General features: G+C 49.4%; 41 protein-coding genes and 1 pseudogene. 18 read left to right on the plus strand and 24 right to left on the minus strand.

Translation table 11 applies throughout. The features are described 5' to 3' along the window. Positions 1-9: 9 nt before the first annotated feature. The 19 genes from OGV89_RS06620 to OGV89_RS06710 form a co-directional block, all read right to left on the minus strand. The gene (locus tag OGV89_RS06620) at positions 10-213 is read right to left on the minus strand and encodes a hypothetical protein (protein ID WP_048244212.1); all 204 of its coding nucleotides are present in this window, start codon (positions 211-213) and stop codon (positions 10-12) included. 339 nt (positions 214-552) lie between these two features. Then, positions 553-1,050: a hypothetical protein gene (locus OGV89_RS06625; RefSeq protein WP_286558605.1), complete on the minus strand. Its 498-nt coding sequence runs from the start codon at positions 1,048-1,050 to the stop codon at positions 553-555. A gap of 23 nt (positions 1,051-1,073) precedes the next feature. Continuing rightward, positions 1,074-1,622 (minus strand): lysozyme, encoded by a 549-nt coding sequence (locus tag OGV89_RS06630; protein ID WP_286558385.1) that lies wholly within the window; start codon positions 1,620-1,622, stop codon positions 1,074-1,076. After that, the gene (locus OGV89_RS06635; RefSeq protein WP_102190971.1) at positions 1,594-1,872 is read right to left on the minus strand and encodes a phage holin; all 279 of its coding nucleotides are present in this window, start codon (positions 1,870-1,872) and stop codon (positions 1,594-1,596) included. Before OGV89_RS06635 ends, OGV89_RS06630 begins: the two co-directional genes overlap by 29 nt. Positions 1,873-2,218: 346 nt before the next feature. Beyond that, entirely contained in the window at positions 2,219-2,407 is a 189-nt protein-coding gene (locus OGV89_RS06640; RefSeq protein ID WP_100272347.1) for a hypothetical protein, read from the minus strand. A gap of 992 nt (positions 2,408-3,399) precedes the next feature. After that, positions 3,400-4,089, minus strand: a complete 690-nt coding sequence (locus tag OGV89_RS06645; RefSeq protein ID WP_286558387.1) for a bacteriophage antitermination protein Q — start codon at positions 4,087-4,089, stop codon at positions 3,400-3,402. Then, complete coding sequence (locus OGV89_RS06650; RefSeq protein ID WP_016156248.1) at positions 4,086-4,223, minus strand: YlcG family protein; 138 nt, start codon at positions 4,221-4,223, stop codon at positions 4,086-4,088. Before OGV89_RS06650 ends, OGV89_RS06645 begins: the two co-directional genes overlap by 4 nt. Next, a complete protein-coding gene (locus tag OGV89_RS06655) occupies positions 4,220-4,828 on the minus strand; it encodes a recombination protein NinG (RefSeq protein ID WP_286558388.1) in 609 nt (202 codons plus the stop codon). Before OGV89_RS06655 ends, OGV89_RS06650 begins: the two co-directional genes overlap by 4 nt. A gap of 2 nt (positions 4,829-4,830) precedes the next feature. Then, on the minus strand, positions 4,831-5,037 hold the full coding sequence (locus tag OGV89_RS06660; RefSeq protein WP_286558390.1) for a hypothetical protein: 207 nt from the start codon (positions 5,035-5,037) through the stop codon (positions 4,831-4,833). Then, positions 5,037-5,636, minus strand: coding sequence for a DUF1367 family protein (locus OGV89_RS06665; protein ID WP_137397341.1), 600 nt, complete (start codon positions 5,634-5,636; stop codon positions 5,037-5,039). Before OGV89_RS06665 ends, OGV89_RS06660 begins: the two co-directional genes overlap by 1 nt. 34 nt (positions 5,637-5,670) lie before the next feature. Further along, the gene (locus OGV89_RS06670; protein WP_072041507.1) at positions 5,671-5,919 is read right to left on the minus strand and encodes a hypothetical protein; all 249 of its coding nucleotides are present in this window, start codon (positions 5,917-5,919) and stop codon (positions 5,671-5,673) included. Positions 5,920-6,029: 110 nt separating this feature from the next. Beyond that, entirely contained in the window at positions 6,030-6,263 is a 234-nt protein-coding gene (locus tag OGV89_RS06675; protein WP_032944444.1) for a DinI family protein, read from the minus strand. Positions 6,264-6,607: 344 nt separating this feature from the next. Next, on the minus strand, positions 6,608-8,137 hold the full coding sequence (locus OGV89_RS06680; RefSeq protein WP_286558392.1) for a recombinase family protein: 1,530 nt from the start codon (positions 8,135-8,137) through the stop codon (positions 6,608-6,610). Between the two features lie 167 nt (positions 8,138-8,304). After that, a complete protein-coding gene (locus OGV89_RS06685) occupies positions 8,305-8,772 on the minus strand; it encodes a DUF550 domain-containing protein (RefSeq protein WP_286558394.1) in 468 nt (155 codons plus the stop codon). Further along, the gene (locus OGV89_RS06690) at positions 8,769-9,080 is read right to left on the minus strand and encodes a hypothetical protein (RefSeq protein ID WP_286558396.1); all 312 of its coding nucleotides are present in this window, start codon (positions 9,078-9,080) and stop codon (positions 8,769-8,771) included. The genes OGV89_RS06685 and OGV89_RS06690 overlap by 4 nt, the downstream gene beginning before the upstream one ends. A 14-nt stretch (positions 9,081-9,094) precedes the next feature. Next, entirely contained in the window at positions 9,095-9,790 is a 696-nt protein-coding gene (locus tag OGV89_RS06695) for a replication protein P (protein WP_286558400.1), read from the minus strand. After that, on the minus strand, positions 9,787-10,731 hold the full coding sequence (locus OGV89_RS06700; protein ID WP_502874037.1) for a phage replication protein O: 945 nt from the start codon (positions 10,729-10,731) through the stop codon (positions 9,787-9,789). Before OGV89_RS06700 ends, OGV89_RS06695 begins: the two co-directional genes overlap by 4 nt. Before the next feature lie 186 nt (positions 10,732-10,917). Then, complete coding sequence (locus tag OGV89_RS06705) at positions 10,918-11,457, minus strand: toxin YdaT domain-containing protein (RefSeq protein ID WP_286558404.1); 540 nt, start codon at positions 11,455-11,457, stop codon at positions 10,918-10,920. 2 nt (positions 11,458-11,459) lie between these two features. Further along, positions 11,460-11,693: a transcriptional regulator gene (locus OGV89_RS06710; protein ID WP_124021115.1), complete on the minus strand. Its 234-nt coding sequence runs from the start codon at positions 11,691-11,693 to the stop codon at positions 11,460-11,462. Between the two features lie 103 nt (positions 11,694-11,796). On the opposite strand from OGV89_RS06710, the gene OGV89_RS06715 reads away from it, so the two are divergent. From OGV89_RS06715 to OGV89_RS06725, 3 genes are all read left to right on the plus strand, one after another. Further along, entirely contained in the window at positions 11,797-12,192 is a 396-nt protein-coding gene (locus tag OGV89_RS06715; protein ID WP_001230956.1) for a helix-turn-helix domain-containing protein, read from the plus strand. Positions 12,193-12,296: 104 nt separating this feature from the next. Then, the gene (locus OGV89_RS06720; protein WP_286558407.1) at positions 12,297-12,674 is read left to right on the plus strand and encodes a hypothetical protein; all 378 of its coding nucleotides are present in this window, start codon (positions 12,297-12,299) and stop codon (positions 12,672-12,674) included. Beyond that, positions 12,655-13,134: a hypothetical protein gene (locus OGV89_RS06725; protein ID WP_286558410.1), complete on the plus strand. Its 480-nt coding sequence runs from the start codon at positions 12,655-12,657 to the stop codon at positions 13,132-13,134. The genes OGV89_RS06720 and OGV89_RS06725 overlap by 20 nt, the downstream gene beginning before the upstream one ends. A gap of 32 nt (positions 13,135-13,166) precedes the next feature. On the opposite strand, the gene OGV89_RS06730 is transcribed toward OGV89_RS06725, so the two are convergent. Next, positions 13,167-13,361, minus strand: a complete 195-nt coding sequence (locus OGV89_RS06730; protein ID WP_032238386.1) for a hypothetical protein — start codon at positions 13,359-13,361, stop codon at positions 13,167-13,169. A 326-nt stretch (positions 13,362-13,687) separates the two neighbouring features. Between OGV89_RS06730 and OGV89_RS06735 the strand changes: the two genes are divergently transcribed. The 12 genes and pseudogenes from OGV89_RS06735 (at position 13,688) to OGV89_RS06790 (ending at position 20,801) form a co-directional block, all read left to right on the plus strand. Further along, positions 13,688-13,846 carry a hypothetical protein gene (locus OGV89_RS06735; protein ID WP_286558413.1) on the plus strand — a complete coding sequence of 53 codons (159 nt, stop codon included), beginning with the start codon at positions 13,688-13,690 and terminating at the stop codon, positions 13,844-13,846. Then, positions 13,843-14,043 (plus strand): hypothetical protein, encoded by a 201-nt coding sequence (locus OGV89_RS06740; protein WP_286558415.1) that lies wholly within the window; start codon positions 13,843-13,845, stop codon positions 14,041-14,043. The genes OGV89_RS06735 and OGV89_RS06740 overlap by 4 nt, the downstream gene beginning before the upstream one ends. Further along, the gene (locus OGV89_RS06745; RefSeq protein ID WP_286558417.1) at positions 14,043-14,240 is read left to right on the plus strand and encodes a DUF1482 family protein; all 198 of its coding nucleotides are present in this window, start codon (positions 14,043-14,045) and stop codon (positions 14,238-14,240) included. Before OGV89_RS06740 ends, OGV89_RS06745 begins: the two co-directional genes overlap by 1 nt. A gap of 7 nt (positions 14,241-14,247) precedes the next feature. Next, complete coding sequence (locus OGV89_RS06750; protein WP_286558606.1) at positions 14,248-14,409, plus strand: YdaE family protein; 162 nt, start codon at positions 14,248-14,250, stop codon at positions 14,407-14,409. Between the two features lie 21 nt (positions 14,410-14,430). Next, positions 14,431-14,783, plus strand: a pseudogene (locus tag OGV89_RS06755) (DNA breaking-rejoining protein). A 125-nt stretch (positions 14,784-14,908) separates the two neighbouring features. Continuing rightward, entirely contained in the window at positions 14,909-17,551 is a 2,643-nt protein-coding gene (locus OGV89_RS06760; protein WP_286558421.1) for a RecE family exodeoxyribonuclease, read from the plus strand. A gap of 14 nt (positions 17,552-17,565) precedes the next feature. Beyond that, the gene (locus OGV89_RS06765) at positions 17,566-18,606 is read left to right on the plus strand and encodes a RecT family recombinase (protein WP_286558423.1); all 1,041 of its coding nucleotides are present in this window, start codon (positions 17,566-17,568) and stop codon (positions 18,604-18,606) included. Between the two features lie 34 nt (positions 18,607-18,640). Then, positions 18,641-18,985: a hypothetical protein gene (locus OGV89_RS06770; protein WP_286558425.1), complete on the plus strand. Its 345-nt coding sequence runs from the start codon at positions 18,641-18,643 to the stop codon at positions 18,983-18,985. Next, positions 18,978-19,181: a hypothetical protein gene (locus tag OGV89_RS06775; protein ID WP_003841645.1), complete on the plus strand. Its 204-nt coding sequence runs from the start codon at positions 18,978-18,980 to the stop codon at positions 19,179-19,181. Before OGV89_RS06770 ends, OGV89_RS06775 begins: the two co-directional genes overlap by 8 nt. Beyond that, positions 19,168-19,410, plus strand: a complete 243-nt coding sequence (locus OGV89_RS06780) for a DUF4060 family protein (protein ID WP_003841647.1) — start codon at positions 19,168-19,170, stop codon at positions 19,408-19,410. Before OGV89_RS06775 ends, OGV89_RS06780 begins: the two co-directional genes overlap by 14 nt. A gap of 64 nt (positions 19,411-19,474) precedes the next feature. Next, on the plus strand, positions 19,475-19,747 hold the full coding sequence (locus tag OGV89_RS06785) for an excisionase (RefSeq protein ID WP_016156226.1): 273 nt from the start codon (positions 19,475-19,477) through the stop codon (positions 19,745-19,747). Then, positions 19,716-20,801, plus strand: a complete 1,086-nt coding sequence (locus tag OGV89_RS06790; protein WP_221922739.1) for a tyrosine-type recombinase/integrase — start codon at positions 19,716-19,718, stop codon at positions 20,799-20,801. Before OGV89_RS06785 ends, OGV89_RS06790 begins: the two co-directional genes overlap by 32 nt. A gap of 336 nt (positions 20,802-21,137) precedes the next feature. On the opposite strand, the gene OGV89_RS06795 is transcribed toward OGV89_RS06790, so the two are convergent. The 3 genes from OGV89_RS06795 to yobA are packed head-to-tail and all read right to left on the minus strand — an operon-like array spanning position 21,138 to position 22,747. Next, positions 21,138-21,476 carry a YebY family protein gene (locus OGV89_RS06795; RefSeq protein WP_003034934.1) on the minus strand — a complete coding sequence of 113 codons (339 nt, stop codon included), beginning with the start codon at positions 21,474-21,476 and terminating at the stop codon, positions 21,138-21,140. Between the two features lie 20 nt (positions 21,477-21,496). Continuing rightward, positions 21,497-22,369 (minus strand): copper homeostasis membrane protein CopD, encoded by an 873-nt coding sequence (copD, locus tag OGV89_RS06800; protein WP_003844135.1) that lies wholly within the window; start codon positions 22,367-22,369, stop codon positions 21,497-21,499. A gap of 3 nt (positions 22,370-22,372) precedes the next feature. Beyond that, on the minus strand, positions 22,373-22,747 hold the full coding sequence (yobA, locus tag OGV89_RS06805; RefSeq protein WP_003844136.1) for a CopC domain-containing protein YobA: 375 nt from the start codon (positions 22,745-22,747) through the stop codon (positions 22,373-22,375). 143 nt (positions 22,748-22,890) lie between these two features. Here yobA and OGV89_RS06810 point away from each other — a divergent pair, with 143 nt between their 5' ends. The 3 genes from OGV89_RS06810 (at position 22,891) to exoX (ending at position 24,570) form a co-directional block, all read left to right on the plus strand. Then, positions 22,891-23,121, plus strand: coding sequence for a DNA polymerase III subunit theta (locus OGV89_RS06810; protein WP_003034925.1), 231 nt, complete (start codon positions 22,891-22,893; stop codon positions 23,119-23,121). A 106-nt stretch (positions 23,122-23,227) separates the two neighbouring features. Next, positions 23,228-23,884: a carbon-nitrogen hydrolase family protein gene (locus OGV89_RS06815; protein ID WP_003841657.1), complete on the plus strand. Its 657-nt coding sequence runs from the start codon at positions 23,228-23,230 to the stop codon at positions 23,882-23,884. Between the two features lie 23 nt (positions 23,885-23,907). Further along, positions 23,908-24,570, plus strand: coding sequence for an exodeoxyribonuclease X (gene exoX / locus OGV89_RS06820; protein ID WP_003844144.1), 663 nt, complete (start codon positions 23,908-23,910; stop codon positions 24,568-24,570). 2 nt (positions 24,571-24,572) lie between these two features. On the opposite strand, the gene ptrB is transcribed toward exoX, so the two are convergent. After that, positions 24,573-26,627, minus strand: a complete 2,055-nt coding sequence (ptrB, locus tag OGV89_RS06825; RefSeq protein WP_003844145.1) for an oligopeptidase B — start codon at positions 26,625-26,627, stop codon at positions 24,573-24,575. Positions 26,628-26,635: the final 8 nt, after the last annotated feature.

The following is a 26,635-nucleotide window of genomic DNA, read 5'->3' on the forward strand; positions in this document are numbered from 1 at the left end:
CTGAGGCGGTTAAACTTTGTTGAATGCTACGCACTGTATCCAGAGGTTTTCTCGCAGCCTCTGTTTTTCAGCCATTAAGGACTCGAATATTTCACCTGAGGATTGTCCACCATCGCAACTGTAGACTTCACCATACGAATACGCCGGTAAGTGCTCCCATGTGGTTGCATCGTAAGCATTCCATGAAAAAAACCACTGCTCTTTCTCTTCCATAACCCCTCCATATGACGAGGAGTTATTGTGCATTATCACAGGCACTCAGTGAATGCCTGCTGTAATGCCTGCCACACTCTCGCAGTGGCTGCGCTCATGCCCTTGAGTTGCTGTCGCTTCATCGCCGCTTATAACCGGTGCGCGTATGGCGTTCGTACTGCTTTACCGGAGCATGTTCCCTTATTTACCCTCACATCGGTATGCTATACCTGCTCGCCATTACGCGACTCGGGGCAGCATCATGACTGCTGCATTGCCTTTCGACTGCGGTCTGTCCGCTTTGCTACTTCAAATAGGTTTTCTCCTTAGGGTCGTTTATTCCCCTGCTTTGCTAAAGGATCACTGCCGCTCTTGCTCAATCTGCCGTATACCAGCCAAGTTATTGTTGCCCTTCTCAATCACGGCCAGCAGCGGCTTAATCCAGAGCACAGCCTGGCAATACGTCAGCGTGCTGGCGGCAGCGGGACTATCAACGGCTGCGTCAGCGTACCCGGAATCGGCGTGCATTGCGCTGGCACGTAAACGGTGCGCGTATTCGAGCAGCCCACCAGCGACATCAGCAGGAACAGGCAAATCACAGGTTTTTTCACGTCGTAAAATCTCCCGGTATTCAATTATGGTTTTCTCTGTTCCGGCATCTATTAGCGAATTAAGGCGGTTGGTATTCTCTGCTATCTGGTTAAACCGGTTGAAGTTGAAGGCCTGAGTAGTTATCACCGCCGTCTGTAGATCGTTGTCGCTACGCAGTACTCGGTTGTCGCTCTCTGACGTGGCCAGCGCGGCATTACTGCGGGTCAGCAGTACACAGAGCACCGCGATTAAGATGATAGCTGCCATCCCAACAACAACGAGGCTTCTGTTCACTGGTCTATCCCCCAGCAAGCCAGCGCGCTTTCCTGGTCTCGCCTTTCTACCTGCCCATAGCAACCGTTTTTCTGGCCTTTGGTCAGACGACAGTCGCGGCCACCGTCTTTTATCCACCAGCGGATCGCTTCACAGGCTCCTTTACGGTCGCCAGCGTTTATTCGCTTATAGAACGTAGACGGGAAACATTTTCCGGGGCCGATGTTATATGGGCAGAAAGATGCGATCCCGGCTTTCTGTGGTTCGGTTAGTGGTACCTTGATATTTCGCTCAACCCACGCCAGCGCCTTGTCGCGTTCTATGGTGTTCACCTGGGCGCATTTCTCAGCAGAAAGTTTCATGCCCTGGACTACTGGCTTGCCATCAACCAGCGTGGCGCCACGGCAAATGGTCCAGAGCCCTCCGCCGTCACGATACGCCGTCAGACTATTACCCTCTTTCTCATCGAGAAACTGATCGAGAATCACGGGCGCGGAAGCCCCGGCAAGAATTAAACCAACGACCGCTGCGCTCAGTTTATTCTTCAGCTTTGGTGGGATAGCCATTGCGCCGATCCTCCCGTTCTTTCCAGCGGAAATACCAGTTCACTGCACAGGTGATAACAGTGCATGCGATACCGACAATGATTGCCCAGTCGCTCAGGCTTAACCCTGCAATTCTGTCGGCCAACATCCAGGACACCTCTTTTGCTGTTTTCGCTGTTTCGGCATATGCCTTCGCTGATACACCGCAGCCGGCAAGCGTGGTTCCTGATCCATATGAAAGTCTGCTGTAAATGGTGCTCATTCTGGTCATAGCCTCACCTCCGATAGTTCGGATGGCATTATCAGGTGTGATGTAATAATGGAGTGGTGATTCCCTTTTTTAGTGCAATCGCACTTCTGGAGTGCATACACCGTAACAAGGTCACCATAAGTAATTGATTTAATTCTCTGAAAAACTGGTTCATTTATTGCTTGATGAACATAACCAAATGGAACCAGAGGGATGAATGATGACAAATACTTTCTTTTACCATTTACAATACTGGGGTTACCTTGCAGTTCTAATATTCCTGTATCAGGCAGTCTTCAATTGAATGACTATTAAGAGCCTGAAAATAAAAATCCCCGGCCATAGCCAGGGATTTGATTTTTGTTTTTTATCGCGGCGGTTGCAGCGGCCCTGCGAGAACCTCTGCCTCACCGTTATGGCAAATGTCATCGCCTCTGGTCAGATGCCAGACACCTGTGATTGTTTTACCCGTTTCCAGATCATCAACAGTGTCATTCGTGTAATACGCTACCTGTACAATGCCTACATGCTGAATCCAGTAATACCCTTCTTTCATACATTCCTCCGCAATACTAAGCAAACAGTATAGAACGGAGCAGATGATGCAGCGTTGCAAGAAACCACAACAAACTCAATGTTTGCTGTCCAAGGTGCACATCCTGGCCTTAGAGCCTCACATCCGATTCTTCGGATGGCGCTGTGTGTATGAAAAGGGTCGCCATATGGCGACCTCTAAAGTTTAAATAGGATTTTCTCAATGAACGGCTTCGTGATAAATAATCTGCCCGCCCATACCTGAAATCAGCTTATCTACTCGAATATAATCCGTATAGAAAAAAGATGGAGCATAATCCCAGTGACAGAGTGCGATTTCACGCTTCAGATATGTGTCATAGTAGATAACATGAGCCTTACATGACCTGGTTTTTCCTCCAGATTGCGTGGGGTATCTCATTTTGAATCGGTAATTGTCACTCACATGCTTATTAGCTGATGAGATCATTATTAACTCTGGAACGTTCCAAAAGGTAAAAGTCAGGTACATCATAACGGTGAGACAAACGCCAAAAAGCCTCTTAACCAGACCTGTTGAGAACTTATTACTTAGGTACACACGCCAAGCAATGAAAACTCCTATCACGAAGGAAGTCCCCACAATAACTGACTTATAAAGCACCCCATCAAAAAGGTATGTGTCGTGAGTTGTTTTGTCTGCCCATGCACACCAGATAACCCAAATGACTACGAAGCAGAATGAAATCAGCTCTACCTTTGTTGGCAACCTCATTATCATTAATCCATTTCTCAACTTCTTTGAAGCGAAATATATCAAATTGACAACTACCTTTGATACCTCGAAGTGAACTTAGACTTGACGCGTCTGGCAGGGATTTAGCCAGCGAGAATTCAATTATGGCTTGAGTGCTTTACCGCTTGTCTACATTCAAATAAAAAAGCCCAAGGCGTCAACCTCAGGCTTGAAAACTCATTTACTGCCAGTGCATACAACAATGGCACAATATCAGATTTACACGAAATATATCCATTTCAGTTCGGTTTTGCAAGACTTACATCCAAATTTGTCGCCTTTTGTTGTGAACGTGATCGCGAAACAGAAAGGAGCGCCTGATTATCAAGGTGCACGAATTCTTGTTTCATCGCCAGCCAGTGCGGGAGGTAGGTTTCAGTCCAAGTTGGCTTTGATACCCCTACCAGTTGCGCCAGCTGCTGGTACTCGTATGTGCTGCGCCCTGCTAGTTCTGCTTTCACATCCTGAGCAGCAAGCCAAATTAACGCCTTCAACCGTTCGATGGTTTTACCAGCTATCTTTCGAGACCCCATCTGCGACTTGAATTCAGCCCACGCCCACTGAGTAATCAACACCTGACTCTCCCAGCTTACGTTCTCGCTGTAGTTCCACAGTAGCCAGGCCTTCTGGGGTTCTTCAAGTGACATCAGCGCCCGGCGCCACGATGCGGTGTAGAATTCTACCGGCTGCACCAGGGGAATATGTGAACCCTTGGCATGCGACTGTTTGCCCGGTATTGGTGGGTTATCCAGCGTAATCATTTTCCCGGTCACTTCATCATACACACGGAGCTTCTTACGTTTAAACGTTCCCGTATCAAACTGGGCGTTCTCAAGCCACGCCATCAACTGCCCTTTCGTCGCACCACTTAAATCGGCGGTGGCCACCATCAGTTGCTGGCGCACGTATTCAAGAAATTGAGTGTTCATACAGCACCGCCTATGGTTTTGATGTAGTTCTTCAGTATTCGGTAGTCCGTCAGTACAGAGCCAGGAAAGTGGTATAAGCGCAATCTTTGCCATCGAACGCGGAGGTGATCGGCAAAATAGGATTCAAATGTCATGCAGCCTCCCTGCTCTTAATTAATCCACGGCGAAGCGCGCTGTAGTGCTTCCTAATGGTTTCGAGTTCTTCGATGGTGTATCGGTGTGGGACGTTATTGTTTTCGAGTGCCTCGACGCGCTCAGGCCCAATTCTCTCGATAAGGCCAAGGCGGTACTGCTGCTGATTGCCCGACAACTGCACGTTACAGTGGTGGCACTGTTTACTGATATTGTCTTCGTGATAGCGGAGATGTGATGCCTTACCGCGTGAGCGGTAGTGACCTGCTTCCCACTGGACGGTTTCGAACGTCCCACAGCTGATGCATGGCAGATCGGCATCACGCTCGCGGATGTAGTCATTGACGACGCGCTGGGTTAAATCCTCCCAGTGCTTCAGCGGCTTAACTGCAGCTTTACGCTGGCGCCAGGCTGCACGTTCTTTCTTTTCAGTGGCGCGCTGCTTGGCAGACTCCTTACGCTGTGCATCTTCCCGCGCTTTTCTGGTCTGCTCTTTCCCGACGGCGCTGGCACACTCATAACCGCATACGGTCTGCGTGTCTCGCACAGGATGGAACCACTGGCGGCATTCGTTGTTGGCGCACTTACGGCGCGGTAGCTTAGCCATACTCAACCCCACGCCCTGTTTTGCCAGACCTTACTCGGGCGAGGAGCCTTCTCACTTTCTGGCAACTGAACGCTGACAGTCCAGGTGATGTTGTCGCGATTCAGGCTACGTTCTACCGTGGCGCCACGGCGGCGGTAATTGGCCACCAGCTCGTCCGCCTGTTCGGTTGTGCATTCGTGATGGTGAAACCAACTTATTTTCATCGCCATCACCCCGCAAAACTCATTAGCTGCGATGCGGCGTTTTCCGCTTCACGCTGATCCTTAAATGCCCTGGACAATACCCAGCGCCACAGAACATCGAGCGCGGCTTTGTACAACTGCTGGAACTCGGTTTCGTCCATGTTGGCGAAGGCAATACTGCGGGGATGTTTACGGAGGGTGCCGTCAGGAAGCTGAATAGCGTCATAGTGGCCAGACTCGACGATCACCCATGCACGGTATGCGTCATAGGATTTGCAGATGCTGATGCTACCTGCGCGCTTATCAGCGATACGGTCGAGATATTGCTCGGCAGCGTCCAGGAGAGCTGCTTCGCTTCCCGCGAACGAGGCAAGGAATTTGGCGTAGCCGGTTACCAGCTTGCGTTCGTTGGAAGAGATCGCCCCGCCGGTGGGTTCCCAGTATTCGAAACCGAGATTGAGTAACGCGAAAAAGCGACGGTGAAACGCCGGGTTGCGTACCTGCCGGAACTCTGCCACCAGCACGGCGCCGAGTTTGATTTTTGATTGCAGAATATCGCTGGTCTCCGGCGTCGCGGGGATCAGGATTCCTGAGGACTGCTTGATGAGTTGTAGTTCGTGCGCCATGGTTTCTCTCCGTGGCGCAGTAGGTTACGGTTGTTCAGACCGTTGATTTCATATTATCAGAAGGTGGAGTTACCCGGTAGCCGAGGCGGCGGATAAATTGCACAAAACCATTGGGAGTAAAGACTTCTTCATCATCGAGCAAAGGCCGCATTGATACCATCCCATTAACACGATAAATCAGATGCCTGCCAGATGAAGGAAAGCTAAACATAACACAACCATCAGAGCGTCTGACAAGGTCGTACCAATGATCATCTGATGCCTGCAATGCTGAATTATTCACTTATTTTTCTCCCTTCAATCGACACAGACGCGGTTAAAAATTGTCGGCAACAGCATCAAAGGGATACACATTTTTGGTATTCTGTTATCTGCGCGCCGGCTAACCCAAGTTCAGTAAAACCAGTCGTCGGCGCTTTCCCATGTTTCCTGCAGGATTTCCTCCACCTTCGTTTTATCGCCCTTATCGCCACCGAAAACAGTCAGGCTATCACCGCCAGCCCTGCGGATAACCAGAGAACAATTTTCATATTGATTCTGAAGTCGTTTAAGCAACTCTTTCTCAAGTGCGGGTATGGCGCCGCGCGGCAGGTCTTTTGATTTGTTGATGGTAAGTTCTATCTTCATAATTCCCTCTACATCAATATACTGTACATTTATACAGTATACCTGTTGAACCTCATATTCAAGTGGTTAATAGCACTTTTCGCCAAAGCCATGCCGTTGTATACGCTAAGTTTTTCCGAGTATTCGGAGTTTACTAAATCAGTTATACAGGGTCAGAAAGGAACGAAAACCCGTCCAGGCCTTGATTTATATGGCTACCTCAGTGCCTGAACAGGGTTTGGTTTAGTCATGCCATATGGAGAATCATTCAGGTGAGTGAATCTCTCCAGCCACATTGCAAATTGTAAGAATGCAGCTTATCGATAAAGTGAGCACACGTTATTAGATATGTGTTTATTAAAACGCTAAAAGTAAACAGTGTTTTCATCCATATACTTCAATGTTGAAACAATACTGTCCGCACGACATCTTTTATTGAGTGGGAAATTTTTGAAAACAAGACCATTTGTAAAATAAATATCACACTTTTTCGTCTCAGTATCTATATAAACCTCTCTGAATGATTTAAAGGCAAGTCGCCTGCATACCTCCCTATCTTCTTTTAGTGACAAGTTTAGTTCTTTACTCCCGCGACTTTTATCCTTCTTAGCTTTATTTTTCAGAACCTTAATTGTAGTTTCAATTTTCTTTAACTTACGATCCAGTTCACGAACTTTACCAGCCAAAACATTTACTTCAGGGGCTATTGTAAGTGCCTGTACGAGACTGTTTATTTGAAGCTGTAAATCAATGCTATTTTTTTCTAATGTTTCCTGCAAACTTACCTGATTTGACTCAATCTGTAACTTATCAAAATTGAAAAGTATCTCTTCAATCAGATTAACATCGACAAGCTCTCTTTTAATCGATGGACTCTTACACCGATGAAGCCTTCTCATAGGGCATACATAATAACCTTTTCCAGACTTACTCACTGCAGTGACAATCATGGTATTCCCACAACATTTACACTTCATCACGGTTCGCAGCAGGTTTATAAGATATGGGTTACCGCTGTGAGAGTTGAAACCGAATGGAGACAATCGCACCTCCTGAACAGCATAAAATTCATCATCAGTAAGGACTTTGGGGTAATAATCAATTATTTCATTAACGCCTTTTGCACGTCCTCTATATGTTGGTCTGCAAATACCAATAAGCGCTTTGTTACCAAGGATTTTTTCGATGACAGAGGGACTCCACTCACCAGGTGTACCAGTCATATTTTCAATCAACCTGTCATTGAGATATTTAGTAATAGCTGTCAGAGATTTATTTTCCTTACGTAATGAAAAAATTTTCTTAATCACCTTCACCTTTGATTCTATCACTTCAAAATGACTGTAGTCAGGACTAACTCTTAACCAGCGAGGACATGCTTTTGTCATTATCCTACCGTTTAACTCGGCCTCATCTCTTTTCTTTTTCCAGGAGAGTTTCACCCTACTTGATTTTATTTCGCTCTCTTCATTAGCTCTCTGAGCAATTAGAATTGCTTTGATGAGTGCATAGGGATCATCGAGCGATGCCTCAGAATATTGGGTGTTATCACTAAGAGTGATGACATCAATACCACATTTTAAGATATATTTTAGTCTTTCTGTAGCCTCTCCGACTTTCTCTCGAGAAAGTCGGTCCAAACTTTCAACGAGTAAAACTGTACCAGGAATAATAAGCCCATTCTCCAGTGCATCAATAAACTCACTAAATGCACCTTCTCTTGCATGTTTTCCCTTATAAGCACTTAACCCCAAATCTTCATATGTAGTTGGGTCAAGAGTATATTGCGGGTTATTTTTAAGCCAATCATCTATTAGTTTCTTCTGTCTCCTTAATGAATCCCCCTTGTCCTGATTTACTGACGAGAAACGCATGTAAGCAATGGCCTTTTTCATATATACCTCATTTTCAATGTACACACTCTATAAGACCATTAACTTTTAATTTCTGATGAAATTTTCCAGAATTTTACGATGTAAAATATCTTATTCTTACCAACCTTAATAAAAGCTGGCTTTTCAGTCAGATGATACGTTTTATAGCGTATTCCAGTTGGGTTACATCACTTCTCTCTCTGATGGTGTTCAGTTTTGATATGCAGGCGCGGCTCCCCGTCTTTCGGCTCAGGCCATTCTCGCTGCTTGTTTACCGCCAGCTTTTCTACCATCGCCAGGGTAATCTGCTCGTCACTGATACCGGCACGACGTTGTGCATCCCATAACAGGAATTGCATGTCAGCCCATTCGCTAAGGTCGCCTGGTTCAGCAGCAACCTCGAGCGCTTCTTTGGAAAGGTGCTTCAGCGAACCAACTGGACCGACATCGCCGAAAGTGGCCTGTGACCATGCTGCATGCTCACGACGTACCTGTTCGCGGGCAATCACCACTGCAATCACCTTCACTGCATCAGCCATTGCGTAGCCGAGATTACCGCCGTCTCTTTGTGCCGCGGCTTTGTTGAGTATTTCGCTTATCTGGTTCAGGCGATCGAGTGTTACAGGACCGTTCGCCGGGTGGTTGTTGGTGGTCATACTGACGTTCTCCCGTAAAACGCCAGTACACGCAGCATAGCCGGACTTGTGCGGCATACTGAAGTAACCATGTTTTTTCGCACGCTCGATTTGATCTGCTTGATATTCAGTTCCCCGCCTGGTTGCAGCGAATAGACCGGGTGATGTGGCTCGCCAGCGCGAATAACTACCGCTCTGCGTACCAGGTGAAGCAGCAGGTTGTGTGCCTTCTTGCTGTCGCATCCCAGCAGGTTCTGAACCTGACGCGGGGTTATGGTCTGGTTAACCCGAAGGAAATCGACGATTGCCCACAGTGACTTGCTTGCCATAGTGATTTCCGCCATTAGACCAGACCGGCGTTTTTGCGTTGTTTGTACTGAGCCATCAGCATCTCTGCTGGTGTTGGGCCAGTAGCTGCTTTCGGCGCTGCAAGTGCGCGACGGATTGGCGGTACCGGCTTACCAGACAGTGCTCGCTTTTCCCAGTCATGCAGGATGTCACCAGCGGCTCGGATAAGTTCCTTCTCACTGAACTGTCCCTCTGTTCCACGACGGCGAAGCTCCAGGCAGACGTGGTAATACAGCGGTTTTTTATCCTTCCATGGGAACTGCTCACTGGTCGGATAGCGAAAAACAAGTTTCCGCCAGCGCCAGTATTCGCTCATGATGTCGTCCACACTGACCCCCAGCGCACCACTCCCCTCACGGCACCACGAAATAAACTGACCCGGAGACGGCCAGAACGGTGACTGGCTGGATCGGGCTTTCTGCATCCCGGCGGAAAGTTGCTCACGGGAGGTGATGCCTGACTCAGCAAAAGCCGCGATCCATTGCTGCTTTGCAACGCGAATATCAGCGTCAGTACGTAGGTTCGTCTGAGTGGATGCCGGGAATACCTGCATGAGGTTTTCAAAAAGCATATCCACCAGCTTTTCAGCGTCAGCGTTAACAACCTTGCGTCCGTCGTAAGAATCTCCAGCCATGCGTGATAGCATTTCGCTGTCGCGATTCTGAATTGCACGATAAAGATCCGGGGTCATAAAAATTTCTCCCATGCTTCAGGACTGTTCCAGTGCGGGCCAGTTTCGGATTTGTTTGCGCTGACATCTGTGCGTGGCTTACGGGTAGTGTCTTCGCTGTGAAGGGTTAACGTGTCCCACTTGGCGCGAAGCTTTGCGGGGGAGAGAATATTTTTGTACCAGAACGAGTCTTTACAGGCCCATCGGAACAGCTCACAAATCTCTTTGTGGGTGCGTCCGTCCAGTTGGCGCATCAGGCGTATATCATTCGCCCAGCCAGCCATATTCGGTTTTTTCAGGGAGGGTTTGGTGATGTCGCGCAGCGCCAGCATCCACTCTGCACAACGGAGATCGTCAGATGTCCCCCACTTGTCACCTTTCAGAGTCTGGACAGCTGCATCAGGAATAATTTTTGAAATTCTCTGACGTACATTAAATACGTTAGTATTTAATATTACTTCTTGTTCATGATTCTCGGGCTTAAGCGCGCCCTTATGCTCGGGGCTATGCTCGGCATTCACTCCCGAAGCCTCGCCGTTGCTGGGTTCGTTATGCGCGGGGTTATGCTCGCTGTTATGCGCGGCGTTATGCGCGGGTAAATCGTCCATTTTTTGAGCGTAATGCGCGAAATTTGTGATGGTAATTACAGTGCCTTTTCTCTTCTCGCCAGCGGTTGAAATCATCCCTTCTTTCACGAAAAGAGACAGCATTCGATCCACTGCATGACGGCTTGTTGGCTCCCCATTTCGGTCGCATAATTTCAGCCCGAGATCTGCCGACGTGGTCACCAGTTGTCCGGTTTGTAATGGCCACTGCCGGCCTTTAAAGTTTGCCGTGTAGGGCTGGCGGGCGGCGCCCAACAGAAGGTTCTCCCATAACGTGCGCAGGAAGACATCTTTAGCCCAGGGCTTCTTCAGTACACTCCGGTACAACGGGATGAATCCGGTCTTCTGGTTCTCCATCCGGTTGCTCCTGACGGCGGTACGCGCCGCAAAATCGGCGTAGGCGACATTCGACATAGCTATGCCTCCCTTACCTGGTATTTTGAAAAACTCTTTGTCATAATGACCTCGCAATGAGTACGCAACGAATTGCACCTGAAAGCCGTTGGTGTTCGCGCACCACGGCTTTCGCCATTTTTGAACCGGTCATATAGCCCCCAGCATCATCTGCACCATTTCCATCAGCGGACCGGTTAACCCAGGGTCAACGCGATACATCTCCACGATCCCCTCGCTCAACTCTTTCAGCTTCTGATGACGTGGCGCATCCATTGCGACAGCAATCTTCGCTTCGCTGGTTTCTTTCTCCAGCCTTGCCAGGCGGGCCATAACGTTGTCTTCTGGTAGCAGACGGTTGCGGTACTTGAGCGGCAGAACAGCAAGAATTGCCGGAGTCAGTTGGCGGACATTCTCGCGGTATCTTTCACTGTTGAAATGGTTGTCTAGGAAGCGGAAAAGCTTCTGACGCTGTCGGCTGAGGTCATCAGGGAAAGTGATCTCGTCTCCCCCTTGCGCCTGGTACTCTTCGACGATCAGAGCAGAAACGACATCCTGACCATCTACACCCGCCCACGCACGAACGGCATCGCGGATCTGGTCATGTTTATCTACCGAGACAGGTTGATTGCGATTTATCATCGCAGCCGGTTGATATCCGCTATTTTGATGAAGTGACAGTGACTTCATGGTTAAGCCCTCGCTTCCTGAGCAGGTAATCCATCCGTAGGGTTGAGGTACAAATCAGGACGTAACTCATGTGGAGTTACGCCTGTAGCATTGAAAATAGGAATGACACGGTTAGCCGGTACGACTCCATTATCACGGTGACGCCAGTGACTGACCGTCATTGAAGATACATCGAGCTTTTCTGCTAAACGGGTTGCGCCCCCTACGATGCTTATTGCTTTATCAAGTGCTTTCATATTTGGCTCCAAGTAATAACAAACCAAATTAAACATTATGTTTATACACAAGTCAACATTATGAATGTTGAGGCGATAAACTTTTAGTTTAGAATCTTGATATATGAGAAAAAACACACACCAAACAGATAACCCGCAGGTTCGGCGGTTAAATGAAATCATCGAGAAAAAGCGCATATCCAAAGCGGATATAGCGAGAATCTGTGGTGTGAGCGCACAATCAGTCAACAACTGGTTTGTCAGAGGAGCGATAGGTAAAAGCTCAGCAATAAAACTTGCCGATGCGCTAGGCGTAAGTCTTGAGTGGGTTCTAGGTCAGGACGTGGATGCTAAGGACGGTTTGAGACACGACGAACGGAGACTGTTGGAACTCTATAATCAACTACCAAACGAAGAAGAACAACAGAACATGTTGCGGATCGTATCTCTACGATTGAAAGAACTCGACGAACTGTACGCCAAGTATATGGGGCGGCGGATTAAGGGTGATGCGGAGTAACACATAGCAGACGTACAGGAAGCATGGGTAAGATTAGTGACCGGATGAAACGTATGGGTGATACGGTTAAACGTCATGAACAGCTATTTAAGATGAAATAAATCATGAGCGATAAAGAATTTAAGGTGCTGAAATTTGATGAGTTTGCTCAGTATCTGAGCACACTAAGCGGCGAGCAGATTTGCCCAATGTGCATGGAAGAGTCATGGACACTTTTCACTCCGAATAAACTTCCGACAGAAGACGATGATAGATATGTCATAAATTCCATCCCTGGCTCACTACTTTCCAGTGAAAAGCCTGACAAATCAAACGTTTTTTTCAGAAGTTCCAACCATGACGTCCTGTTAATGCAATGCAGAAACTGTGGATACATGGCATTCTTCAACTATAGAAAAGTCCTAGAAAACATTGAATCTGGAAATTACGTAAAAAAGGCAGAAGAAGATATGGTGGATGAGAATGACGAATCAGAAAACTGATTTATTCCGCCCCATGGAGTATGATAATACTTACGATCAATTGGTCGCTCGAGAAGTCTACAAACACGGGCGTTCTACTCCGTCATATCAGCCGGGGAATATTGCTAGGGATATACCAATTTTTATTGCTCGTAATGTAAATAATCAATCAACAGAGGCAGAGTCACACATGAACGGAAAATCACTGTCAAGACTTGAATTTTGGCTAGGGATTGGTGCGACTATTGTTGGTATGTTTGCCCTTGCTGTAGGTGCAACATGGACGATTTCTAATAATATCAATGAAAAAATTAATGCCTCCAGGCAAGAGCTAACTGGAAACATCCAGTCTAGTCGCACAGAAATCACAGGCAGAATTGATAGGCTTGAAACTAAGATTGACTCTAATTACAAAGATACCTCATCAAGTCTGTTTAAAATACAAGCAATACTAGAAGCAAAATCAGACAAAGAAAAATAAAACACCCGGCCATCGCGCCGGGTTTCTTTTGCCTACCCTTTTCGCACTTCCTCAGCAGCAAACCTGAACACCTGTCGCCAAAAATCGTTCTGCTCAATATCCCCCAGCGACTCCAGCATTGAAATGATCGCCTCAGTTGTTGGTGCGTCTCCATGTGATATCAGATTCAGCGTCGCTCTACCTACCGCCTGACATACATCGTTGTAACCCACGTAAAACTTTTCCATATCGCACCCCCATCGAGGTTTTTACAACCACAAAATAGACCACAAAACATACTACTCGTGTCAACCAGCGCCACCAACTAAACTTTTTGTTTATACAAAAACACCCATTATGTTGACACGCAAATAAACATTGTGTTTAATTACTCCATCAACACAACCACCGAGGCAGGACGCCCACGAAGTAGCCGTCCGGGGCATACGAAGACCGGAATGAGGTGGCGAGATTAACGCGCAGTAGGTTTGAAACGTTCCGCCAGCCTGGCGACAAGGGCAAAGCACAGAAGTGAGCTTCGCGGTGGTGAATTGCAGAGTTAAAACGCTCAACCGTGAAGATCAGCACCGCGGCGCCACCAGCGAAGTTCACTGAGTTCTGGCAACAAGGTATCGAGGGTGAGATGGAAAAAGCATACGAGGAATATTTTGAAGGTCTCGCCGATGGCGAGGAAACACTCAGTTTTGCGAAATTTAAAGAGGCCCTGTCATGAAAACCAGTAACGCGGTACCAAACAACGGTCGCGCCATCCCAATGCGAAATAGCCGTACCGGCTCAGCCTGGCAGGTTTCCTATGACCATATCAACGGCACCTACTGGCACGAACCGCAGGGTAATCTGCGTCATATTCGCAGCCCGTATGCTTCGCGCACCATTGGACCGAATCTGGTTCCGGCAGGTACGCACTGATGAGCACTCTTTTCGCGTTAGTCCTGACTATTGGCATGACCAACGGTGATTTTCAGGATGTTGTACTGGGTGTTTATGGCGACCAACAGCAATGCGAGCAGGCCGCTGTTGAGCAGCAGGTTTCAGGTAGCTGCTACCCAGTTGAAAGGATCATCAGTAGTGAAGAATTACCTGCTCAGGCAGACATTAAGTTCTGAGGAAATGATGATGCAGACCAAATGCGGTTATTGCGGTAAGCCGGTTAAACCGGAAGAAGTAATCAAAAGCACCCTTCTCTATCGCAACGGCTCACAGCTGACGCGCAAAGAGAAAGAGTATTGTTCCAAGCGCTGCGCTTCTTACGACCAGATGGCGCACGAAGGCTAAATAGCAGTCCCGAAATATGAAATCCAAAATTCGCCATTAGTTTGGCGTGGATTCTTACACCCTGAATAAACCAACAGGAATAATTTATGCAAATCGTAAAAGTCGAATTAAATCTGAAAGCAGTAAATAAAGAAATCGCATTATTCAACTGCGAAAAGAAAGTGTCTGGCGTTATTCACTCAGCCCAAAACGGTGAAACAACCGTCGTTCTCGATGGCGGCTATGTGCTCGGTCAGTTCGATTGCCCTCACTGTGCAGTAACAGCTATTTCACTGCTTGCGGTTCAGGTAAACGATGGCGATAAGGCCGGGTTTGGTAACTATCACAGCTACAAACTCGATTACTCAGAAAGAGTTTTCATCACCGTTCATTAAGAAAACGCCCACCGAAACGGGCGTACCCTGTCCGGTCCAACCGACCAAAGCGTACCGGACTAACAACCTGATATATCGGGGTGCTGTTAAGGCACCTCCATTCTACACGAATCGAGGATAAAGTAATGAGTGGAACTAATCCTGTATTTTTAGTCCGCAGGGCAAAAAAACAATCAGGTAATAAAGATGCGGTGCTCTGGTGCAGCGATGATTTTGAGGCTGCAAATGCAACGCTGGATTATTTGTTGATTAAAACCGGCGCAAAGCTGAAAGATTATCTTAAAGCTGTTGCCACTAATTTCCCTGTCGTTAACGAGTTGCCTCCAGAAGGCGAACTCAGCTTAACATTTTGTGATTTCTACCGCCTCAGCGACGACAACATGACATGGGAACAAATCCCCGGCGTTACGTTGCCCTCTTCTGATGCTGCCGCCGAAGCACGCCAGCATATCGTTAACGGCGTGGATACCAATACCGGCGAAATCCTGGAGGAAAGCGCAAGTGCTGTTGACAGTAAGAGCACAGGCAATACTTCGACGCCTGCTCTCACTGTTATCGCCACCATGCCTTTCCGTCATCGAGTTCTGGCTCAGTTCATTGGTGATGGTGAGTATCTCTATCACGTCGATGCCGCGCAGAAAAAAGAAATCGTTAGCCTCGAAATGGATACTGATGAATCGTACATCCAGAATCTGCTGCTGGCCGCTGAAAACGTTGAAGACTTTAAAAAAGCCATCGAGCACGATATTCATAAAGCAGTCAATGCTGTTAAAAAAGCATTCCCTGTCGATGGAAAAATCCCTGAACTCGCGACCTTAATTCAGTTTTTGAAATTGTGGTTCGCTACAGATCATATCGACCGCGATATCCTTGTTCGCGAATGGGCAGCAGGTAATCGCATCAGTAGCGTGCAGCGTACTGATTCCGGCACCAATGCCGACGGCGGTTACGTCACTGACCGTGGACCTGATGCACACCACACCCTTGACACTCTCGATTTAGAGATTGCCTGTGCCCTTCTGCCTATGGACTTCAACCACTTCGAGATCCCGGGCAGCATTCTTCGTCGCGCTAAAGAAATCGTGACCAAAAAAGAAGAACCGTGGAAATCATGGAGCAGCATTCTGCGCAATCAGCCTGGCGTTCTTGGCGTTAACCGCACGGCTATTTTTAATCTGGTACGTATCGCGCCGGAAAATATTCATCTCACTCCTGTCTCTCACCTGGAATTTGTTAACCAGACCATGACAGCCGCGTTCAATTCCGCAGTCGAGTTATTGCCATTACATGAAGCCGAACCCGCAACACAGGGAATTCCCCAACCTGAAAGTAAGGAGCCTCCGCGCAAATCCTTCTGTACTCACGAAGAGAACCTGCAACGCGTACGTGAAGAAGGAGCACGCCGCCGCGCAGAGGAAGCTGCAGCTCAACCGCAGAAAGTCGAACAAGAGCTGGTTAAAAATGTCGGCAACGGAATATTCGACGTTACGGCTTTGATTCAGAACTCAGCAACTCATGGCACGAAAAAGGCAACGGAGACCACCAGCAATGTGCAGGTTCAAGAAACTGTCAGTGATGAAGAACAGGCTGGTGATGAAGTGCAGTCAGGCGAAAGCAGTCTGGAAACTGGTGAAGAGTCACATACCAGCCAGCAGGCCGATGTAAACCAGAATACGGATTCTGTCGCCCAAAATATCGATTCTGTAAACCAGACTGACCCAGTTGCGGCACAAACCGAACCCGAAGCGCAATCTGACGAACCAGCTGTTGTTTACCCCGCTTACTTCGAGCCAGGTCGCTATGAAGGTCTGCCGAACGAGGTTTATCACGCGGCCAACGGTATCAGCTCAACCCAGGTTAAAGATGCACGTGTCAGCCTGATGTTCTATCACGGCCGTCACGTGACCAAGACTATCCGTCGAGAAAGCAGCGAGGCGCTGATGTTCGGTAGCCTGGCGCACACCCTGGCCCTGGAGCCAGAAAAGCTCCACGAAGAGTTTGCAGTATTCCCTGGCATTCCGGCTGAGGCGTTTACCACCACCGACTCCATGAAGGCGTTCATTCGAGAATTTAACGCGGATAAGCCAAAGGCCGAGCAACTGAAGCTCACCGGTAAGAAAGAAGAACTTCAGGCGGCGATACGCGCGGTCAGCCCGGAGGCCATTTTCGCTGATGAATTTGAGCAGCAATGGCGCGATAGCGTTGATGGGAAAACCATCCTGTCCAGAGAGCAACTGATGCTGGCCACGGCAATTCAGCAAGCCCTACTGAATCATGAATCAGCCGGGAAACTGCTGCGCCATCCTTCCCGTTCAGTGGAAACCAGTTATTTCGGGATGGACGACGAAACCGGTCTGGAAGTCCGTGTGCGCCCTGACCTTGAGGTTGAAATCAACGGCGTTCGTATCGGTGTTGACCTGAAGACGATCAGCATGGGACGCGTTAAGCAAGACGGTTTGCGCGCCAAACTGCACCGGGAAATCATCGACCGCGACTACCACCTCAGCGCTGGCATGTATTGCTCCGTTGCCGACTTTGATCAGTTCTTCTGGATCTTCGTCAACAAAGACGAGGGCTACCACTGGGTGGCGGTAATTGAGGCATCGGAAGATTTGCTCGACCTAGGACTGCTGGAGTATCAGCGCACCATGCGTGCACTCGCAAATGCGTATGACACCGATTGCTGGTCTGCACCGATAACCGAAGACTACACCGACGAACTGAACGACTTCGACCTGCGCCGCCTTGAAGCGCTGCGTCTGGCTTAAGGGAGGATTTGACCATGCAAAATACTAACATCATTACGACCGAGCAAGCACCAAACACCATTTCCGCCAGCAACGCTGTGTTCAACGTGCAGGCTCTCGGCCAGCTTACCTCTTTCGCTGAATTGATGGCGCAGTCTGCCGTCACTGTCCCCAAACACCTGGCGGGGAAACCCGCCGATTGTATGGCTATCGTCATGCAGGCTATGCAGTGGGGAATGAACCCATATGCGGTTGCCCAGAAAACGCACCTGGTCAACGGTGTACTGGGTTACGAAGCGCAGCTGGTTAACGCAGTAATCTCCAGCTCCAGCGCCATTGTTGGTCGCTTCCATTACGAATACGGCGGTGACTGGGAGAAGATCGCCGGGAAAAAAGACGGTCGTGATGAATTAGGTCTGTTTATCCGGGTTGGCGCCGTACTGCGCGGAGAAGAAGAAATCACCTGGGGCGAGCCAATTTACCTGGCAGATATCACCACACGTAACTCGCCACTGTGGAAAACAGCGCCGAAGCAGCAGATCGCTTATCTGGCAGTAAAGTACTGGGCTCGCCTGTACTGCCCAGAAGTCATCCTCGGCGTCTACAGTCCAGATGAAGTTGAGCCACGCACTGAGAAAGAGATTAACCCGGCGCCGCAACGCGTTAGCCTGGCTGAAATTTCTGGTGACACCGTCACAACCACGCAAAGCGCACAAGAATCATCGGTAAATATCGACTCTCTTGCCGATGATTTCCGCGAGCGTATCGATGCCGCACAGGATGTTGATAGCGCCAAAGCACTGCGCGCTGATATCGAAAGCGCGAAGACCACGCTCGGTTCAGCCCTGTTCACTGAGCTGAAGAACAAAGCGGTGAAGCGCTACTACCTGGTTGATTCACGTAACAAGGTTGAGACCGCGATCAACTCCCTGCCGTCTCCGGGCGAACCGGATGCAACGGCGCGTTTCGGGGAAGTTGAGCGAGTTCTTGCAACTGCGAAACGTCATCTGGGCGACGAGCTGCACGATCAGTTCAGCATCACCCTGGCGGATATGAAACCGGAATACGTGGCCTAAGGGAGGCGGGAGGGTCCGCCCTCCCGGTAACAAGATGAGTAAATCTTTAAACGCACGCTGCATCCGCCGCTGGGAAATTGAGTTCAAAGGACGTTGCGATTCGAAAGTAAGTCCTTGGTGGCGCAAACACCACCTTCGCGGTTACATCCGGGAATGCGCCCTGACAACTGCCGACTGCATGGTTGAGCGTATGGCTGAGGACAACGCTCTGGTTGATTTTCAAGATAATGGTCGCGGCTGGTCACCGGAGTTCTCTGCCTGGTACCACGAACGCCGAGAACAGTACCTCAAAGAGGCGCGCGACTATCTAAACGAAGACGCCACCAATGACGAGATCGACGAGGAAATCCAGAACGAGCTGGAGGCCTGGAATGACTGAGCTGAATTATAACCCGGCAGACCCCGATAAAATGCAACTCCCGAAGGGTAAGACCTGTGGCGACTGCGCCCATATCCGTCGCTGTAAGGCAATTTTCGGGCATACCGAAACCGATGCCTATTGCGATTGGTCGCCGTCCCGAGCGGTTTTCCGTCAACCATCGAATCCAGAAGGCGGTGACCATGCGATTAATTAACCGAGGCAACCAGCAATCCCCGTTAGCGCGTCAGGCATGCGACATAGCACTGGCCACTCATGCAGAACGTTACGGCGACTATGGCCGCAGCAAGATGAAGGAGACATACACGGTGAGAGTTGAAGGCGTGAAGGTATGGGTTGAGGTGGTGAACCGTAAGGCGAGCTACGTGGCCACAGCAATGACAGGTATGCGCCGGTTGCGCGCACTTCCGGGTCAGGTGAGTTGATAACGATATTTCATTAACAGTTTTCCGGCAGCTCTATAATAAGTTGCCGGAAGCCGGAGGTAGTATGGCCAAGCTTCTTAATCTGCTGGAATGGGCGAATTCAACTTATTCAACCCCACCGTCTCTTTCAACACTTCGCCGCTGGGCGCGGGAGGGGCGTATTTACCCTGCTCCGGAACTTCACGGCAAAGAATATAAGGTTCAGCCAGATGCCATCTATGTGGATCCGAGCAAAAAGAACCTTCGTCACAAAGCAAAACGCATATCGCTGCCAACTGGCGGCACTCTACTGGAGAGACTGACTCATGGCGAAAAGGCCAGTTCGTTACGACGCTAACCTGCCCCGTAACCTGACCTATCGTAAAAGAGACAGGCTTTATAGCTGGCGAAACCCGATTACCGGTCAAGAGTTATCTCTTGGCCGGATCGACAGAAAGGACGCCATTTCTCAGGCCATCGAAGCCAATAACTACATCGAACAGAATTACCTTCCGTCAGCGCTGCTGGACCGCATAAAGGAAACACCAACATTTACGGTGAAAGCGTGGCTTGAGCGCTACGAAGTAATTCTAGAGCGAAGAGAATTGAAGCCCAACACGATGAAGGTCAGGCGCAACCAGATCGCCACTATCAGTGATGAATTCGGACGTATGCCGCTATCGGCGGTCAGCACGAAGGATGTATCTACTTTTCTTGAGAGTTACATACTCTGCGACAAGAAGAGCATGGCCTCCGGCCTGCGTTCGGTGTTGTTGGATATTTTCAGGGAAGCAATCGTCGAGGGACATATTGAAAGGAATCCGGCAGAGCCGACAAGAGCACCGACGCCCAAAGTGAAGCGTGAGCGTCTTTTGCTTGAACAGTTCGAGATAATAAGGAATGCCGCAACCGCCCATTCCGAATGGGCTGCAAACGCATGTGACCTGGCACTTGTCACCGGGCAAAGAAGAGAGGACGTATCGTTGTTCAGATTCAGCGATATCAGGGATGGAAGGTTGTTTGTCACGCAGGAAAAGACAGGTCACAAATTGGCGTTGCCACTTGATTTGCGACTGGACTCTGCTGATTTGGTATTGCAGGATGTTATCGACCGTTGTCGTAAAAACAACCCGTCAGACTTCATGCTGTATTCAGCGGTGAGACGTGGAGGCAGGAAGCCTGGTCCGTTAACTCCGGACGGAATTACCCAGGCATTTTCTGATATCAGAGATTCTACAGCGTTAAAGTTTGGTCCCAACCCTCCTCCTTTCCATGAGATCAGGAGCTTGGCGAGTAGACTGTATGAAAGGGAGCGTGGAGAGGATTTCGCACAGAGACTGCTGGGGCATAAAAATTTAACAATGACCAAAAAATACCTGGACGCACGCGGTGCAGAATATGTTATGGTTTAGACAGGATATGGAAATTTCGAGTAATTTTCGTGGGATTTCGTGATAGCACCGAAAAAACCCAACGAAAACAAGCATATAAAAAGAGACCGAATACGATTCCTGTATTCGGTCCAGGGAAATGGCTCTTGGGAGAGAGCCGTGCGCTAAAAGTTGGCATTAATGCAGGCTAAGTTACCCTGCCATTTAAGAATAGATGACAGCGCCAGGTTTTCCAGTCCGCGACTAAAGTGGCCGGAAAAAAAGGACGTTTGTTACGCATCCAAACGCAAAAACCGCAAGTTCTCGTGTGAGATCCTTGCGGTTTTTTATTGGAAATCAGAGCGCTACATCTGACAATTAGCAGAGTTTTTCTGCACGCTCCACAAACGGTGCCAGGCTCATTTTTTCGCCCGGTTTCGCCGGATCATCAATCTGGATAATCTCGATCGGCTTTGCCGTGGTTTTACCGCTCTCCATCTGCTGTCTGGCAACATCATTCAACGGGTATTGCACCAGCGTACTGGGATTGATGACATACAGCGCGTTACCCGGGCGGCAGGTCAGCATCACCTCTTCCCGATTAAACGCCCACTTATCTTTGCCAACCTCAAAACGGCTGACGGTAATGACCTGCGGCGCAGCCAGCGCGGCTCCGGAGCTTGCCAGGAGTAATAAAGAGATAATGATTTTTTTCATGCGTTTCGCCAGTCCATCAATCAGAAAGGTTCAAGGGTTGCGAACAGGCTGACAATTGCCAGCACAACGGCTCCTATACCCCATTCCAGCTTGGTCATCCAAATAAAATAGAGAGTCATGCCGCGGTTATCCTGCCGCATGCGTGGTACCAGAACATACCGATTCACCAGCGCAATCGCCACCATTAGCATGACCAGGGCACCTTTTAACAAAAGCAGCCGCCCGTAAGCCATGTGCCAGGGAACAGAAAAACCGACAATAAACAGCGCATTCATAATACCGGTAAGTAAAACACCAATAACAAAAAGATGCCCGTAGCGGGAGAAACGCATCATGGTGCTGATGGCCTGTTCTCGCCAGCGGCCATGCGCCATTCGCATACAGTAAAGTACGGGTAGCAGGCCACCGAACCAGGCGGCGGCGCATATCAGATGCAAGGCATGGTTAACCTGCTGGATTGCCCCAGTAATACCACTATGCAGCGTCGCATGCCCGACGCCAGCCAGCAAAATAAACTGCGCAATCGTCAGCATTAACAGCCGTCGCGGCATGCTACGCGGTACGATAATAACCACCACCAGAGTGACCAGCGCGAGGATAATCTGCCATAACCAGACGCCGCCAAACTGCGTTTGCAACACCGCGCCCCATACATCTGTAGAGATAACATCCCGCCAGCCTGAGCCCATTAACCCGCCCTGGATCGCCAGCATCAGCGTCGCGCTGATAAAGCTCCACGCTGCGGCATGCCGTTGCAGACGCAAAAAACGACGCATCATTAAACGACGAACCGAAACGGGAGCCAGCCATGCGCCGTAAAGCGCACAGCCAAACACCAGCATCAACGTGGTAAAATGGATAAACCGTAATGCAACCCAGGTAAATGCCAGCATCGGTTATTTCACGCTAAAGGTATATTGCCCCTTCGTCTTGTGACCATCCACGGAAACAACGTGCCAGTCGACCGTATATTTTCCTGCTTCAAGTGTTTGATCAAGCGGAACAATCAGCTGCGTTTTGTCCTGCTCACTGCGTGACGCCTTGCCCGTTTTGATCTGTTCTTTGTTTGGACCTGTCAGCGTTGCGCCGCTGAATCCCGGCTCTACGCCTTCAGAAAAATTCAGCGTCAACGCCTGAGGGGATGCCGCAACCTCGGCATTAGCAGCCGGGTTTTGTTTTGTGAGGTGGGCATGCGCCAGGGCGGCGGGCGTTGCCAGCACGCTGGCGAGTACGATGAGAGCGCTGCGAAGCATAGATGCAGATGAAGCCATTTCAACTATTCCTTTTTGTTATGTCTAACCTATAGAGAATAACCTTCTACAATGATCGAGTCGAGAATCATCATTTCGGTCTTGCCATTAATGCACACTCTTAGTAACTTTGCGCGCCGAAAGACAGAGAAAAGGAGAAGCCCATGAACATCAATCTGGCCAAACTTGAGCAAGCGGAAATGGATAAGGTCAATGTTGACCTGGCCGCTGCGGGAGTAGCGTTTAAGGAGCGATACAACATGCCGGTTGTTGCCGAAGTTGTTGAGCGTGAACAGCCCGAACATTTACGCGACTGGTTTCGCGAAAGACTCATCGCGCACCGACTGGCATCCGTTTCCCTTTCACGTTTACCTTACGAGCCTAAAGTTAAATAAAACTTATACTACGTTACGATTCCTTACATGATGGCTGCTACAGTATAAGTATATTCTTAATCTATACTTTCAGGATGATTGTAGACACTATGAAAAGGAAATCATTATGTCACACTGGAAAATCGCAGCAGCGCAGTACGAACCTCTTCACACCTCAGTTACCGAGCATGTCGCACATCACCTGCAATTCATTCAGGCAGCCGCCCAATGCCAATGTGAATTGCTGGTCTTTCCTTCCCTCTCCTTGTTAGGTTGTGTTGATGAACATGACGCGCTTCCTGCCCCACCCGATGAAGCGCTGTTAGAACCTCTCGCCCATGCCGCCGTGACTTATCGTATGACAATCATTGCGGGACTACCGGTGGAACATAACAACCGGTTCGTAAAAGGCATCGCGCTCTTTTCTCCCTGGATGACCTCGCCCTTAACGTTTCATCAAAGTCACGGAGCCTGTATCGCCAGACAGCAAAATGCCATTAGCGTAGTGGATAGCCAACCGGAAGGAATCGATATCGACCCGGCTTACTCCCTGTTCACGAGCAGTCAGTCCATTAGCGAACCCGAATTGCTCTCCTCCACATCTCGTCTACAGAGTTTCTCGCATAAGTTTGCCATAGCTGTATTAATGGCCAACGCGCGTGGCAGCAGCGCGTTATGGGATGAGCGAGGCCGATTGATTGTTCGCGCAGACAGCGGTTCTTTGCTGTTAACCGGTCAACGCACGCCACGGGGTTGGCAAGGTGATATCATTCCATTACGCTAGTCGTTTTGGGTCAGGAGCATGGCATGTTGCGCATAATAGATACAGAAACCTGTGGTCTACAGGGAGGCATTGTTGAAATTGCTTCTGTCGATGTGGTTGACGGAAAAATAGTCAACCCAATGAGCCACCTGGTACGCCCTGACCGCCCCATCAGCCCACAGGCGATGGCTATCCATCGCATTACTGAAGCAATGGTGGCCGATAAGCCGTGGATTGAAGACATCATCCCGCAGTATTACGGCAGCGAGTGGTACGTGGCGCACAATGCCAGTTTTGATCGGCGTGTGCTGCCCGAAATGCCAGGAGAATGGATTTGCACCATGAAGCTTTCCCGCCGTCTGTGGCCGGGGATCAAATACAGCAATATGGCGCTCTATAAATCCCGCAAGCTGAGCGTCCAGACGCCGTCTGGTCTGCACCACCACCGCGCGCTTTATGACTGCTACATCACAGCGGCACTGCTGATCGACATTATGAAGACGTCCGGCTGGACCCCGGAGCAAATGGCCGATGTCACCGGTCGTCCTGCGTTGCTAACCACATTTACCTTCGGAAAATACCGCGGGAAACCGGTATCTGAAGTCGCTGAACGCGATCCGGGCTATTTGCGCTGGCTGTTTAACAACCTTGACAATATGAGCCCGGAATTGCGCCTAACGCTGAAACACTATCTGGATAACGCCTGAGTTTACGCTTGTCCAGGCAGTGTGCCCTGCGCCAGCCCAATCAAAAACGCGTATTCCAGGGCCACACCTTCGTAAGATTTATAACGTCCGGATTTACCGCCGTGCCCGGAATCCATATCCGTGCAGAGTAACAGCAGATGGTCGTCCGTTTTCAGCTCACGCAGTTTTGCCACCCACTTTGCCGGTTCCCAGTATTGCACCTGGGAGTCGTGCAAGCCCGTTGTCACCAGCAGATGCGGATAAGCCTGCGCGGTAACATTGTCATACGGACTGTAGCTTTTCATGTAGGTGTAATACTCTTCCTCCTGCGGATTACCCCACTCTTCAAACTCACCGGTCGTCAGTGGAATTGACTCATCCAGCATTGTGGTCAGCACATCGACAAATGGCACCTGTGCAATGACGCCATGAAACAGTTCGGGGCGCTCATTGATGGCAACACCCATTAACATTCCTCCGGCGCTTCCTCCCATGCCATAACATAGCGAAGGCGCGCCATAGCCCATTTTTAGCAGTGCATCGCAGACGTCGAGATAATCATTGAAGGTATTTTTCTTATGCAGAAACTTACCGTCTTCGTACCACTGTTGCCCTAACTCACCGCCGCCACGGACATGGGCAATGGCATAAACAAAGCCGCGATCCAGTAAGCTTAAACGGCTGCTGCTGAAATCGGCGTCCATGCTGGCGCCATACGAGCCATAGCCGTAAACCAGTAACGGATTTTTTCCTTTCAGGAAGTACTTTTGATGGTAAACCAGCGAAACCGGAACCTCGGTACCATCCCGCGCGGTGATCCATACGTGTTCGCTGCGGTAGTTCGCCGCATCAAATCCGGGAACCTCCGTCTGCTTGAGCACGCGACGCTCTCCGGTGTCCATATCCAGTTCAAACAGCGTATCCGGAGTGGTCATGGAGGAATAGCCATAACGCAGGCGCGAGGTCTCCGGCTCAGGGTTATAGGCAAGCCAGGTCACATATGCCGGATCGTCAAAGGCGATCCCGACCACTTCGCGCGTTTTACGATTAATCTGCCGCAGGCTGGTTAAGCCCCGCTGACGCTCTTCTACCACCAGCCAGTCGGTGAATAACGTAAAGCCCTCCAGCATCACGTTGTCACGCGGAGGGATCAGCGTCTCCCAGGCTTGTTCATCACGAAAACGGGTACGGTACAGGCCGAAATTTTTCCCCTGACGGTTGGAGCGCAGATAAAAATTGTGCTGATAGTGATCGAGACTGTATTCGTGGTCTTTGCGTCGCGCTAAAAAGACCAACGGTTCGGCATCTGCCAGTTCTGCATCAAGCAACAAAACTTCACTGGTGGTCGCACTGGCAATGTGGATAACCACATAATGCAATGATGTGGTTTTATGCAGACTGACATAAAACATGTCATCGGCTTCTTCATACACCAGCTCATCCAGTGACGATGGCGAGCCGACTGTATGTCGCCAGACCTGATACGGCAATAACGTCGTTTCGTGCTTGCGCACGTAATAGAAAGTCTGAGAATCATTCGCCCATACCAAATCCGCTTCGACGTTTTCCAGCACTTCCGGATACCAGTTGCCGCTTTGCAGGTTGCGAAAACGCACGCCATATTGCCGGCGAGAGAGATAATCTTCGGCCAGTGCCATGATGGTGTTATCCGGTGATATCGCCAGTCCTCCCAGCGTATAAAACTCGCTGTGTGCCGCGCGATGGTTCCCATCCAATAGAGTATCCCAATCATCCCACTCTTCACTGAAGGCAGACTGACGCTGATAAATGGCATATTCGCACCCCGGTTCATAAATATGCCGGTAGCGATAACCATTCTTCACATAGGGGGCAGAAGCATCCTGAGGTGGGATGCGGTCGATAATCTCTTTCAGGACGCGATCCTGCAAAGCCTGCTGCGAGGCCATAATCTGACGGCCATACGCATTTTCTTGTTGCAGATAATCCAGCACTTCTGGCTGCGAGCGAGTGTCATCTCGCAACCAGTAATAATTATCAACACGAGTATCGCCATGCTGCGTCATGGCGTGGGGAATACGAGAAGCTTTTGGTAGCATGTCATTGT

It is taken from the genome of Citrobacter sp. Cf125, from assembly GCF_030333935.1.
GTDB lineage: Bacteria > Pseudomonadota > Gammaproteobacteria > Enterobacterales > Enterobacteriaceae > Citrobacter > Citrobacter freundii.